At 43.0% G+C, this 14,051-nt stretch carries 9 protein-coding genes; 7 read left to right on the top strand and 2 right to left on the bottom strand.

Annotation, left to right across the window (positions count from 1 at the left end; translation table 11 throughout):
• Positions 1-12: 12 nt before the first annotated feature.
• A complete protein-coding gene (locus tag LAQ65_RS05035; protein WP_224115849.1) occupies positions 13-519 on the top strand; it encodes a hypothetical protein in 507 nt (168 codons plus the stop codon).
• 39 nt (positions 520-558) lie between these two features.
• Here LAQ65_RS05035 and ahcY read toward each other — a convergent pair whose 3' ends face one another.
• Positions 559-1,887, bottom strand: a complete 1,329-nt coding sequence (gene ahcY / locus LAQ65_RS05030; protein WP_224115848.1) for an adenosylhomocysteinase — start codon at positions 1,885-1,887, stop codon at positions 559-561.
• Positions 1,888-1,990: 103 nt separating this feature from the next.
• On the opposite strand from ahcY, the gene LAQ65_RS05025 reads away from it, so the two are divergent.
• On the top strand, positions 1,991-2,296 hold the full coding sequence (locus tag LAQ65_RS05025) for a phosphoribosylpyrophosphate synthetase (protein ID WP_224115847.1): 306 nt from the start codon (positions 1,991-1,993) through the stop codon (positions 2,294-2,296).
• Positions 2,297-2,320: 24 nt separating this feature from the next.
• Here LAQ65_RS05025 and LAQ65_RS05020 read toward each other — a convergent pair whose 3' ends face one another.
• Positions 2,321-2,683, bottom strand: a complete 363-nt coding sequence (locus LAQ65_RS05020) for a transmembrane 220 family protein (RefSeq protein ID WP_224115846.1) — start codon at positions 2,681-2,683, stop codon at positions 2,321-2,323.
• A gap of 320 nt (positions 2,684-3,003) precedes the next feature.
• Between LAQ65_RS05020 and LAQ65_RS05015 the strand changes: the two genes are divergently transcribed.
• The 5 genes from LAQ65_RS05015 (at position 3,004) to LAQ65_RS04995 (ending at position 14,050) form a co-directional block, all read left to right on the top strand.
• The gene (locus tag LAQ65_RS05015) at positions 3,004-6,267 is read left to right on the top strand and encodes a SusC/RagA family TonB-linked outer membrane protein (protein WP_224115845.1); all 3,264 of its coding nucleotides are present in this window, start codon (positions 3,004-3,006) and stop codon (positions 6,265-6,267) included.
• Positions 6,268-6,291: 24 nt separating this feature from the next.
• Positions 6,292-8,073: a RagB/SusD family nutrient uptake outer membrane protein gene (locus LAQ65_RS05010; RefSeq protein WP_224115844.1), complete on the top strand. Its 1,782-nt coding sequence runs from the start codon at positions 6,292-6,294 to the stop codon at positions 8,071-8,073.
• Positions 8,074-8,197: 124 nt separating this feature from the next.
• A complete protein-coding gene (locus tag LAQ65_RS05005; protein ID WP_224115843.1) occupies positions 8,198-11,797 on the top strand; it encodes a VCBS repeat-containing protein in 3,600 nt (1,199 codons plus the stop codon).
• 24 nt (positions 11,798-11,821) lie between these two features.
• Positions 11,822-13,138, top strand: a complete 1,317-nt coding sequence (locus tag LAQ65_RS05000; RefSeq protein WP_224115842.1) for a vanadium-dependent haloperoxidase — start codon at positions 11,822-11,824, stop codon at positions 13,136-13,138.
• A gap of 75 nt (positions 13,139-13,213) precedes the next feature.
• The gene (locus tag LAQ65_RS04995; protein ID WP_224115841.1) at positions 13,214-14,050 is read left to right on the top strand and encodes a DMT family transporter; all 837 of its coding nucleotides are present in this window, start codon (positions 13,214-13,216) and stop codon (positions 14,048-14,050) included.
• Position 14,051: the final 1 nt, after the last annotated feature.

Here is a 14,051-nt window from a genome sequence, read left to right as displayed (position 1 = left end):
TTATTTTGAAATATGAAAATAACCAGGATTTGCTTTTTAAGCCTGCTTTTATTGTTTGCGGGGAATGGATTCTCGCAGGAGTGTAAACTGCAGAAAACTACTGATGATTTTAGTGGTATGCCAAAACTAAGCTCGGGATTTATAGACCTCCAGGGAACAGACCTGAGTATTGATGCAACCGGGAAGGAGATTGATTACTTCTTTGTAATCCACAATCCTAACGCCAATTGTATTGGCGAAGAGTCGGAAGCAACATTTTTATTCGAAGGGGGGAAGTCGAAGATAGAGGTAAGGAATACCGGCGGGGATAATTGTAATGGATATTTCCATATCACCATGAAAGGTGGACAATATACTCCGGCAACTTTACAGAAACTGGCCACAAAAAAGGTAGTCTCTATAATATTCACGGATAAATATGAAAAGAAAACGGTACTGGCACTTACACCCCAGCAGCAGGAATTGCTGATGAAAACTTCTGATTGTATTGCCAAAGAGGCGAAGAATTTGCCCAGGTAGGTAGGGTGTCTGGCACCGTTAGGTGCCAGACACAAAATCCTAATATCTGTATTGTTCAGGTTTGAATGGGCCGAACTGTGGTATGCCGAGGTATTCAGCCTGTTCAGTAGTCAGTTCTTCCAGTTGCACACCAATTTTTGCCAGGTGCAGGCGGGCAACTTTCTCATCGAGGTGCTTAGGCAACACATAAACCTTGTTTTCGTATTTGTCATTGTTTGTCCAAAGCTCAAGCTGCGCAAGGGTTTGATTGGTAAATGAATTACTCATGACAAAACTTGGGTGGCCTGTGGCACAGCCAAGGTTAACCAGTCGGCCTTCTGCAAGCAGGATGATGTCTTTACCATCTATTGTATAAATATCAACCTGTGGTTTAATGGTATCTTTCGTATGACCATAATTGTTATTCAGCCAGGCAACATCAATTTCAATATCAAAGTGGCCGATATTGCAAACAATGGCTTTGTCTTTCATGGATTTGAAATGCACACCTGTAATAAGGTCGCGGCAGCCTGAGGCAGTTACAATAATATCGGCTTCCTTAACTGCGTCAACCATTTTCTTTACTTCGAAACCATCCATCGCAGCCTGCAAAGCGCAAATAGGATCTATTTCAGTAACGATAACCCGGCATCCTGCACCTGCAAGGGATGCTGCAGAACCTTTTCCTACATCACCATAACCACCTACAACTGCAACTTTACCAGCCAGCATCACATCAGTAGCACGGCGGATGGCATCAACCAGTGATTCCTTGCAACCGTATTTATTGTCGAATTTGCTTTTTGTAACTGAATCGTTCACATTAATAGCGGGAATCGGCAGGGTACCTTTTGCCATGCGCTCATATAAACGGTGAACGCCGGTAGTGGTTTCTTCACTTAATCCTTTAACATACTGGATCAGTTCGGGGTATTTGTCAAATACAATATTGGTAAGGTCGCCTCCATCATCGAGGATCATATTCAGGGGGCGGTCAGCACCACCAAAGAAAAGCGTTTGTTCAATACACCAGTCAGCTTCTTCCAGGCTCTGTCCCTTCCAGGCAAACACGCCTATGCCCGCGGCTGCTATCGCTGCAGCTGCATGGTCTTGTGTTGAGAAGATATTACAGGAACTCCACTTAACTTCTGCGCCAAGGGCAATGAGGGTTTCAATTAAAACCGCTGTTTGTATGGTCATATGCAGGCAACCGGCAATTCTTGCACCTTTCAGGGGTTGGCTTGCACCATATTCAGCGCGAAGCGCCATCAGTCCGGGCATCTCTGCTTCGGCTAGCCTGATTTCCTTGCGGCCCCATTCGGCCAGGCTAATATCTTTTACTTTATACGGAAGGGAAAAATCAATGTTTGACTTGGTTATAGTTGACATACGAAATCATTTATTTCGCGGCAAAGGTAAGGTTTCGGATGCCTTGTACAAAATGGTGGCGATGAAGCGGAAGATTACTTAAATTGTAGTTCAATTCAAGTTTATGACAGCTTATGATACCCTTTCTGAGGCAATGGCCGGGTTAAAGAGCCGGGGTTATACCATTGATTTCAATTTGTCTTATGACTGTATTATTTGTCATGAAACTCCAATAAACCTGATGCCTTCCGAATTTGAAATTATGGAAGTCTATCGCTTTGAAGGGGAAACCAATCCATCCGACTCCTCTATATTATTTGCCATAGAATCAAAGCACGGTGAAAAAGGTGTCCTTGTGAATGCCTATGGGGTATATTCTGATGGTATCAGCGACGAGATGGTCAAAAAATTATCCATCCACCATACCTAGCCGGAATTGAACAGCAGGTAATGATTAAATGCTGGCAGTTTTCCGGTACTTCAGGTAATTCAGCAACAAAGCACCGGTAACGATTAATAATCCGCCAAATTCCCGGGTTTCCTCAATCCACGGGCGCTCAGCCTTCATGGTTTGTACCAGGTTTTCTGCGTTATGCCGGGTTGCCCAGTTCCAGACGCCGTTTTTATCGACAAACAGGTAAAATGCATAAACGAGGTAAAATGCTATACCACCGAGATAAAACTTTGGGAAATACTTGCCCCTGCCGGCACTAAAACAAAGCCAGGCAGCATATAGGTAAATAGGGCCCCAAAGCCATGGATCGGGATCATTGTACTGTAGCCGGCAAATACGATAAAAAGAAATGTCAATAGCCAATTAGTGTATTTCATACACGGTAGTATTATTGATCCTGGCAATGTTAAAAAATATTTAATTACATGCAGCGTTTAGCACTTATTCATTGCCTTAAAGCACCAGATTGAGTATAAATACTTTTAAACGATGCTTGTTATGTATTATAAAATAAGACTATCTAAAAAATCTCCCTGGTTATTATTTGCTTTTCGCACTGGTTAATTATTAAGCATCTTTAAAATTATTTTTCTTGATTTGCTAAAAAATTAACATTTTTATAGAATGGCTAACAAACGATTTTGCCACATTTCCATCATTAACCAATCCATTAACTGTTTTGAATGAAACAAAAAATGCAAAGAGGTATGAGTAGGGGCGTACTCTTACTATTCTTAACGATGCTAGTCAGTACGATTGCATTAGCCCAGAAAAAGGTTACTGGTAAAGTAACCGGATCGGATGGCCTTCCGATAGCCGGTGCCAGTGTTTTGGTGAAAGGTACCACAACCGGTACTGCCACCTTAGACGACGGAACTTTTGCGCTCAATGTTGAGCCAGGTGCCGTATTAGTGGTTTCTGCAAATGGTGTAAAAACCAGGGAAATCACTGTTCCTGCTTCCGGGGTAATGAGTATTTCTGTAGAATCAATTGCCGGAAGTTTGAACGAGGTAATTGTAACGGGTTACACAACCCAGCGTAAAAAAGACATCACCGGTGCCGTTGCCGTTGTTGATGTTAAGGAAATGGCTAAAAACCCTAACTCTAACGTAGAGAATTTACTGCAGGGCCGTGCTTCGGGTGTGAACGTAACTTCATCAGGTGTTCCTGGTGCTGGTGCCAATATCCGGATCCGCGGTTTCAGTACTTTCGGTTCGAATGACCCACTCTTCGTTGTGGATGGAATGCAGCTCAATTCCATTGCTGACCTTAACCCTGGTGATATTGAATCACTGCAGGTGTTGAAAGACGCTTCTGCTGCTGCCGTTTATGGTTCAGCTGCTGCCAACGGGGTGGTAATTATTACTACCAAAAGGGGTAAATCAGGTTCTGCAAAAGTTTCTTACGATGCTTATTACGGCACACAGTATTTCAATAAAGGACTTGACTTGTTGAATACTGAAGAATATGGCCAGTACCTCTGGAAAATGGCTATCAATGCCGGCCAGGATTCAGCCGGGTATGTTAAACACGGCCAGTATGGTGGCGGTAAAAATGGCTCCACTTCACCTGTAATTCCCGATTATATTTTTGCCGGAACTTCATCTGGTGTTATGGAAGGGGATCCTGCAGCAGATCCTAATAGGTATAAGTTGGACCTGCAGAATGTTGAGGATACCAGTAAGACCTACCTGATCATGAAGGCCAATAAGACAGGTACGGATTGGTTGCATGAAATCATTAAGCCTGCACCTATTATGAACCACGCCCTGACTGTATCAGGTGGTACAGCGCAAGGCAACTATCTATTTGGTTTGAACTACTATGACCAGCAAGGTATGGTGGTTAAAACGGGTTATAAACGTTATTCAGTCAGGATGAACTCCAACTTCAACATTAAAAACCATGTGAAGATTGGCGAAAACGTACAGATAAATTATATCGATGAGAAACCTGGTTTTACCAACCAGGATGAAAGCAATGCCATCCTGATGGCTATCCGTAACCAGCCGATTATTCCCGTGTATGATATTAAAGGCAACTGGGCAGGTACCCGTGGTTCAAACCTGGGTAATGCCGGTAACCCGGTAGCTGACCGTTACAGGAATGCTGAAAACGGGAAGAGCAGCAGGGTAGGTGTTATCGGTAACGTGTATGCTGAAATAGAATTTGCAAAACATTTTGCCTTCCGTTCCAATTTTGGGATAGACTGGAATACTTACGATGGCCACATGTTTAATGTTCCGCACTACGAATCTTCTGAAGGTCGTGGCGGTACAGGTAGTTATAATGAAGATATGAACTGGGGCTACCAAATGACCTGGTTCAATACCCTGCGCTACCAGCAAACTTTTGGGAAAAGTGATATCTCTGCTCTCATAGGTACTGAATTGAAACAATCCAAGTACCGTGGAACCGGCGGATCTTCAAACACTTACTTCTCCTTTGACAGGAATTTCTATCAGGTTAGCAGTGGCCAAAGTGCTACTCCATATGGTTATAGCTATGAAAGCGATAATAGGCAGTATACGCCAATCCTTGCCAAACTTGATTACACTTTTGATGGTAAATATATCTTTAGTGGTTCTTATAGAAGGGATGGTGATGCTAATGCATTTGGACCTGATAATAAATATGGTAATTTTGGTGGTGTAAGTTTAGGTTGGAGAATGACTGAAATGAGTTTCATGAAAAACAGCAAACTCTTTAATGACCTGAAACTTCGCGTAGGATACGGTGTACTGGGTAACAACAGGATTCCCGGATTTGGTTACAAGGACCTGTATTCTTTAGAAAGCGGTTATACTTCTTACCCAATGAGTGGTGGTGTTCCGGCTAATTCCGGATTCAGGTTGACTCAGGTTGGTAACCCTAAAGTTCAGTGGGAAGTTGCGGGTACTGCTAACATTGGTATCGACGCCACCATGCTGAACAACAAATTGAATGTGATCCTGGAATTTTATAATAAAAAGACTTCCAAACTGCTTTTCCCGGTTCAATTGGATCCTTCCGTTTATGGTTATGTTGCGAGCCAGTACCAGAATATTGGGGAAATGACTAATAATGGGGTGGATTTAACGGTTAATTACAATGGCACTATCAATAAGGAATGGAGGTTTAATGTGGGTATGAACTTCAGCATGTACAAGAACAATGTTGATAAAATCGTGGGGGATTTTGTGGATGGAAGCGCTACAAGGATTGCTCCGTTCAACCGTTCTGTAGTTGGACAACCTTTCATGAGTTTCTATGGCTACAAAATTGATGGCTTCTTCGAAAGTCAAGCCGATCTGGACAAACTTGACCAGGGGGGTAAATTTATCGGTGGCTGGAGATACAAAGACATCAGTGGTCCTGATGGCAAGCCAGATGGCAAAATTGATGGTTTTGATAAAACCTTTATCGGTAACCCGCATCCGAAATTCACTGCTGGATTTAACATTGGCCTTGCCTATAAGCGTTTTGACCTTTCTGCTTTCATTTACTGGAAATGTGGCGGGGATATTGCCAACTATGTTCGGTACTGGTCTGATTTCAACACCTTCCAGGGTAACCGCACAAGGCGCGTTTTGTATGATAGCTGGGAAAAGCCTGGTGACAATAAAAAACTGCCAAGGTTAAATGCTGCTGATGGTACAAGCGGACAGGATGTAGTTGATTATTATATTGAGCCAGGTGGATACCTGCGGTTGAAAAATTTAAGTATTGGATATACTTTATCACCTGAACTTATCCGTAAAGTGGGATTAGATAAACTCCGTTTCTATGTGCAGGCACAAAATATCCTGACCATTACAAATTACACTGGTCTTGATCCTGAGATTGGAAACTTTAATACAGGCCGTAGCGATTACCGTAACCAGGCAGTTGACTACAACATGGGCGTAGATGCAGGTAACTTCCCGGTTCCCCGTATGCTCACTTTTGGCCTTAACCTGACTTTCTAATGCAAAAATTAAAGAACTAAGTGTATGAAAAATTTAAGCAATAATTTTAAACTCAGGTTTACGGTCCCCCTGCTGTTGATGGCAACGCTTGGGCTCTGGGCCTGTAAGAAAAACTTCATGGACGCCCATCCATATGGGCAATATGCTACTGAACAGATTCAAACAAAAGCCGGTATTGATATCGTACTCATTGGCGCATATGGCGCAATTGATGGCGAATCACAATTTAAGTATGGTGAAAACTGGTTTGCAACTGCTACCAACTGGGTATTTGGTGATATCGCTTCGGATGATACCTATAAAGGTACGGATGCGAATGACCAGCCCTTGATGACTGCTGTAGAGATCTATAACTGGCTGCCGAATAACAGTTCTTTCATGACTCGTTGGACAGCCATTTATGATGGGATTGCCAAAGCCAATACAACGCTTAAGTTGCTGGCCTCAACAAAGGAAGTAAATCCTTCTGAGGTAACTGAGGCTTATGAAAAGGAAATTAAGGCGGAATGCCGTTTTATCCGGGGATGGCAGCACTTTGAGGCTAAAAGGATGTGGAATAACATTCCATATATGTCAGATACGACTACTGTGCCGGATAATACTGCAGCTGGTAATGCTGACAATGTCTGGAAGCTGATTGAAGCGGATTTTCAGTTTGCTTATGATAACCTTCCTGCAGATGGAAAGCAGTCTGCACCGGGCAGGCCTAATAAATGGGCGGCTTATGCATACCTGGGTAAAGCAAAATTATACCAGGGACTTTATGCTGAGGCCCTGCCAATTTTTACTAAGGTAATAAATGAAGGAACTACCTGGGATGGTACCCCTTACGCCTTATTACCCGCTTACTGGCAGAACTTTGATGCACGCTATAAGAATAAATCAGAATCAGTATTTGCTATTCAATATGCAGCTTCCGGTAGCCAGGAAGGTGATGGTAGCCGTGGATACGGACTTGCCTTCCCTTATGGTGGTGATTTTGGTTGCTGCGGATTTATGCAACCTTCAGTGAATCTTGTTAATTCCTACCAGACTGATGCAAACGGCTTGCCTAAAGCAAATCCCCAGAATACACCTGTTAAAAACGACCAAGGTATAAAATCTGACGAACCGTTTACTCTTGGAACCGAAAATATGGATCCCCGTGTAGACTGGTCAGCAGGTCGTCGTAGTGTTCCATTTTATGATTGGGGTCCACACCCGGGGTATCTCTGGATTCGTGACCAGGGTTATGCTGGTCCATTTAGCCCGAAAAAGCATATCTATTCCCAGGCTGATAAAGCTGAAGGACTTATAGCAACTGGCTGGAGGAATGTTACTTCCAAGAATTATAATGCAATGCGTTTTGCAGACGTTCTCCTTATGGCCGCAGAATGTGAAGTTGAAGCAGGCTCTTTAGCTAATGCCCAAAAATATGTTGATATGGTAAGGAAAAGGGCTGAAGATCCAGGCAGTTGGGTAAAAGACAGCCCGGCAAAATACGTGATCAAAACCTATGCTGAAGCCGGAGATGTTACGACTTTTGCTGATAAGGCCAAAGCCCGCGAAGCGGTTCGTAATGAAAGAAGGTTTGAACTTGCAATGGAAGGATCTCGTTGGTTTGATTTGATGAGATACAGTGTGCCCAATGGTCCAACACCTACATACTTGGAAGATGTCCTGAATGCCTATGTAAGCAAAGAAAAAGACCTGAGAGGGTACCTGAAATCTGCAAATACTGTTGGCACTAAGAACCATTACTATCCGATTCCTGAAAGGGAAATCACTTTAGCAAAAGGTACATTGAAACAGAATGACGGATACTAATTTTTAAGAAAAATTCTATCATAAGCGCTCCCCAACCGGGGAGCGCTTTTTTGTAAAAAGGTCAGTAAGATAGGCTTGGTAAGTATGCCTGTTTTATATTTGCTTACTTTACTAATCAATCAATATGCTTACCAATAAATTCTTCTTTTTCGGGTATCTTTTTATCCTGCTTCTCGTCCAGACTTCCTGCAGCAATAATGGGGATAAACTATTCCGGAAAATAGAGGCGGAGAAATCCGGCATTAATTTCAATAACCTTATTATTGAGGATAAAGAAGTAAATCCCCTTAACCTCGAATTTATCTACAATGGCAGCGGCGTGGCCATAGGGGATTTCAATAACGACAGCCTGCCCGATATTTATTTTACTGGCAGCCGCGTTTCAAATGAACTTTACCTTAACAAAGGAAATTTAAAATTCGAGAATGTTACTGCAGCCAGCCATACCGGTAGTGCCGGCAAATGGGGTTCATCGGCTTCTGTGGTGGATATTAATAATGACGGCCTCCTGGATATTTATGTGAGTAATAGCGTTAAACCTAAAGGCGAAGACCGTAAAAATTTATTGTTCGTAAACCAGGGAATTTCAAAAGAAGGCATTCCCGATTTCAAGGAAATGGCCGCAGACTATGGTCTTGCTGATACAAGCCATACTGTCATCAGTGCATTTTTCGATTTTGATAACGATGGCGACCTGGATGTTTACATGGTTAATACAACACCCATAAAAAGGTCGCCGACAATTTTTACCCGCTATGGGGAGGATACCGCATTTTCCAGCGAAGACAAGCTTTACCGCAATGATTTCGATTCTGCATCCGGTCATCCCTTTTTTACCGATGTTTCCATAAGCGCAGGCATTTCTAAAAAAGGTTATGGGCTTGGTATAAATATCGTGGATATTAACCTCGACGGCTGGAAAGATATTTATGTAACCAATGATTTCAATAACAGCGACCACCTGTTTATCAATAATAAAAACGGCACCTTTACAGACCGGGTAAACCAGTATTTCAAGCATACGAGTTTCAATGCCATGGGCAATGATATTGCAGACATCAATAATGACGGGCTTGTTGATGTAATCACTGCGGATATGAATGCAAGGGACAGCTATCGCAAGAAGATGAATATGAATGCGAATAGTTACCAGGGATACACCAGTCTGCTCAAATATGGCTACACCCTGCAATATGTCCGGAATACCCTGCAATTGAACCAGGGATTCGTATCCTCTGCTGCAAATGATTCCATGCACTATCCTGTTTTTAGTGATGTGGCATTTTACTCAGGAGTGGCTGAAACTGACTGGAGCTGGAGCCCGGCGGTTGCCGACTTCGATAATGATGGCTTAAGGGATATCATCATTACCAATGGTTATCCCAGGGATGTTACCGATAATGATTTCGTTTCTTACAGGGGTGAATATGATGCTTTTGCAACCTGGGATGTGCTGATGGAAAAGATACCCCAGATCAAGATTCCAAACTATGCGTATCACAATAAGGGAAATGCACAGTTTGAAGATGTAACGAAAAAATGGGGAATGGATATCCCTTCCTTTTCTAATGGTGCAGCCTATGTTGACCTTGATAGGGATGGCGACCTTGACTATGTTGTCAACAATATAGATGATAAAGCCTTCCTCTATGAAAACCTGTCGGATAAAAGAAAAGACCACAATAATTATATCCGCTTCCGGTTTGATGGGTCAGCTAAAAATAAAGGCGGACTTGGTGCGATGGTCAGGCTGTATAAAGACGGCCATTTGTTCCAGGCTTATGAAAATACGCCATACCGCGGTTACCTCAGTTCGGTTGAGCCGATCGCCCATTTCGGCTTGGATACCCTTAGCCAGGTGGATTCCATAAAGGTCATCTGGCCCGATAACAAAAGCCAGGTTTTGCGTAACACAAAGGCAAACCAAACGATTACTTTACATTACAATGATGCCAACGCCCACGATTCCATCAACGGGTTGGACTTTCCCGGTACACCTGCCTTATTTGTTGACAGGACCACTGCTTCCGGTATTAATTATATCCATAGCGAACCCGATTTTATTGATTTTAATATTCAGCGTTTACTCCCGCATAAATTCTCGGAATACGCCCCCGGATTGTCCGTTGGTGACCTTGATGGTAACGGGCTGGATGATATTGCAGCAACCGGTTCATTTTCACACAGCAGCACTTTGTTTTTCCAGCAGCCCAATGGCCTGTTTATCCAGAAGGATTTGGTACCCGGCGCTGACGCCTCTAACAAACTTAGGGAGGAACTCGGGATTTTAATTTTTGATGCTGATAATGACGGCGATAATGACATTTATACCACCGGCGGGGGATATGAACAAAAATCAGGCTCTGCGGCTTATTCCGACGTACTTTATATTAATGACGGAAAAGGAAACTTCCACACAGATTCCCTGGCCATGCCCATGAATTTTACCAGTAAATCCTGTGTACGGGCGGCGGACTTCGACCATGATGGCGACCTCGATTTGTTCCTTGCCGGAAGGGTAGAACCGGGTTCTTATCCTAAACCGGTTTCCAGCTTTTTATTGAGAAATGACTCAAAGAACGGCGTACCAAAATTCACGGATGTTTCAGCAACAATCGGTAAAGACCTGAATAACCTCGGCCTGGTTTGCGATGCCGTTTTTACAGATTATGATAATGATGGCTGGCCCGACTTAATACTCGCAGGTGAATGGATGCCCATTACCATTCTGAAAAATGATAAGGGTGTCTTTAAAAATGTTACCGCAGGCACTGGTATCAGCGATAAAATTGGCTGGTGGAACAGCCTTGTTCCCGGCGACTTTGATAACGATGGTGATATTGATTATATAGCTGGTAACATGGGACTGAATTCCTTTTACAGGGCAAGTCCGGAACGACCGGTATCCATTTATGCCAAAGATTTTGATGGTAATGGTAGTTATGATGCTTTCCCATCCCTTTTCCTGCCTTATAAATTTTCAGAACCAACTGTTGCTGAATTCCCCGCACAGACAAGGGATGATATCATAAAGCAAATGATCAGCATGAGGGAAAGGTTCCCGAATTACCATTCATTTGCTGAAACGCCCATGAGTAAACTTTTTACAAAAGAGCAATTGGCAGGGGCACTTATTTTGAAAGCAAATGATTTTCAATCCTGCCTGGTCAGGAATAACGGTAATGGTAAATTCAGTATTGAGCCTTTACCAATGCAGGCGCAGATTTCAACGCTCAATGGCATGATTGCTGAAGATTTTGACGGCGATGGAAATACTGATGTAGCCATTGTGGGAAATGACTATGGCACTGAAGTTTCAGTTGGAAGGTATGATGCCTTGAATGGATTAATTTTAAAAGGAGATGGTAAAGGTGGATTTCAACCATTAAGCATATCCAGGTCCGGACTTTTTGTTCCGGGTAATGCTAAAGCATTGGTTAAGTTGCTGGGCAAAGACAACAACTATTTAATTGCCGCAAGCCAGAACCGTGGACCATTGAAACTTTTTAGCGCAAGCACTGCACCAGGGACATATGAACGATTGAAACCTGGTGAAGTAACTGTGGTCATTCATTTCAAAAATGGGAAAACACAGCGCCAGGAATGCTATTATGGCGCCTCGTTTTTATCACAACCCGGCAGGTTTATTGTAATACCACCGGGGACTTCTTCGGTTGATATTATAAACAGCAGGGGAGAAAAACGCGCAATCCAGGTACCCTGATATAAAACTCTTGTAATTAATTGTATGAAAAATATTGTTGCTATCCTGCTAATCCTGCTTACCGCTATCGGTTGCAAAAACGGCACCCGGGACCAGTCCAAAATAACTATCCGTGATGCAAAGCTTGCCCACGCAATGGTTGGCCGCCTGAATGATATAGTGATCTATGAAATATTCTCACCTCCTGTTGCATCAAGGATTTACGCCTATTCAACACTGGCTTTGTACGAAGCAAGCAGGGGAGCAGACAGCAGTTATAAAAGCATTACGGATAAACTGAATGGATTTCCAAAAATGCCGGTCCCGGAAAAAGGACAGGTGATTGATTTCCAGTTAGCCGGTGCAAATGCATTTTTTACTATTGTTGAAAAATACACTTTCACTAAAGATTCTTCAAGGGTTACGCGCGATAAGATTTTAGGCGAAATGAAGGCAGGCATGAATGAAAAGGTGTATGAAAACTCACTTGCATTTGGCAAGTCTGTTGCAGATTCTATTATTAAAAGGGCAGGTAAAGATAATTACAAAGAAGTGCAGGGTATGCCCCGCTATTCGGTTTCCGAAATTCCTGGTCGCTGGAAAACTACGCCACCTGATTATATGGATGCTGTGCAGCCATACTGGACCCTGATGAAGCCATTGGTGATGGACAGTTCCAGCCAGTTTAAGCCTGTACCTCCACCGGCTTTTGACCTGAACAAGAATTCACAGTTTTATAAAGAAATGAAAGAAGTATATGATACTTCGAGGCAATTAAATAATGCCCAGAAAGAAATCGCAAGGTTCTGGGATGATAACCCTGCAGTTGTTACCCATGTCGGACACCTCATGTTTTCCAATAAAAAGAATAGTCCGGGTGGTCACTGGATAAACATTACTTCAATTGCCTGCCAGAAATCAAACTTCAACTGGATGCAATCTGCAAGAACTTATGCGCTTACCGCTACTGCAATGTATGATGCATTTATTTCCTGCTGGGATGAAAAATACAGGAGCCAGTATATTCGCCCGGTTACTGCCATCAATGAAAGTATTGACCCCAATTGGGAACCTTTCCTGCAAACACCACCTTTCCCTGAATATACAAGTGGGCATAGTGTCGCATCTTCCACCATTGCAGCTGTATTGACAAAAATATTTGGCGACAACTTCGCCTTTACGGATAACTATGAAATGCCTTATATAGGGATCACGCGCAGTTTCCCTTCATTTGTGAAAGCCTCGGAAGAAGCCTGCATCAGCCGGATGTATGGTGGGATCCATTTCCGTTCTGCTATTTATAACGGCAGGACCCAGGGTAGGGCATTGGGCACATTTATCATTGAGAAATTGGGACTATAATTTATTCAAATACTGATCATCTGTTGCTGATTGTCTGAACTCCTATTAACCTCACTGGCAGTAATCTTGAGGATTTTGTCAAACCCAACCGGGAATGTCTTTCAAAAGCAACTCACGGCAAGGGGGCATCATCCTTTGCTGGTCAACTTCCTCACGTATTTATTCCTGGGGATTTTTTGCATCCTTTTAGCTATCCAGGTCGACTGGATCCATTTACCAGCAAGGTTTTGGTGGTATTCAATTGCGGGCGGTATAGCCGGTGCTTTAGGAAATGGGTTTTTAGTGAAAGCCCTGCAAAAGGGCGACCTGTCAGTTTTGGGTCCGGTAAATTCCTATAAATCAGTTGTTGGAATTATTATTGGCATATTTATGCTTGGGGAAATCCCCAATATCTGGGGTTTATCCGGCGTCGTATTAATAATCTGGGGCAGCTACTTTGTGTTGGACACCACGGAAGACAGGTTTACCTGGGCTTTGCTTAAAAGGAAAGAAATCCAATACCGGATTTGGGCAATGATATTAACAGGCGTTGAAGCCGTGATCATCAAAAAAATTATCCTGGCTTCAAACCCAACGACTGCCTTCATCAGCTGGTGTTGGTTCGGGGCAATCTTTTCTTTATTCCTTTTATTAAGCGCGCGCCAAAGCATAGCCGGATTGAAAAATCCATTTACTGCAGATGCGTTCTTAAAATATGTATTCCTGGTGGCCTGTATAGGTACTATGCAGTTTACCACCAACTTTGTGCTTAGCCATATGCAGGTTGGGTATGCCCTGTCACTTTTCCAGTTGTCGACAATAGTTAGCGTATTGCTTGGACACCGTATATTCAGGGAAGAGCATCTTCAGCAGAAACTGGTTGGCTCTGCAATTATGATTATTGGTTCGGTTATTATTATACTACTGAAATAAT

This window comes from Flavihumibacter profundi (genome assembly GCF_020076305.1).
Lineage (GTDB): Bacteria > Bacteroidota > Bacteroidia > Chitinophagales > Chitinophagaceae > Flavihumibacter > Flavihumibacter profundi.
Note: the sequence above shows the minus strand (reverse complement) of the source record. Positions and strands in the feature narration are given on the sequence as shown.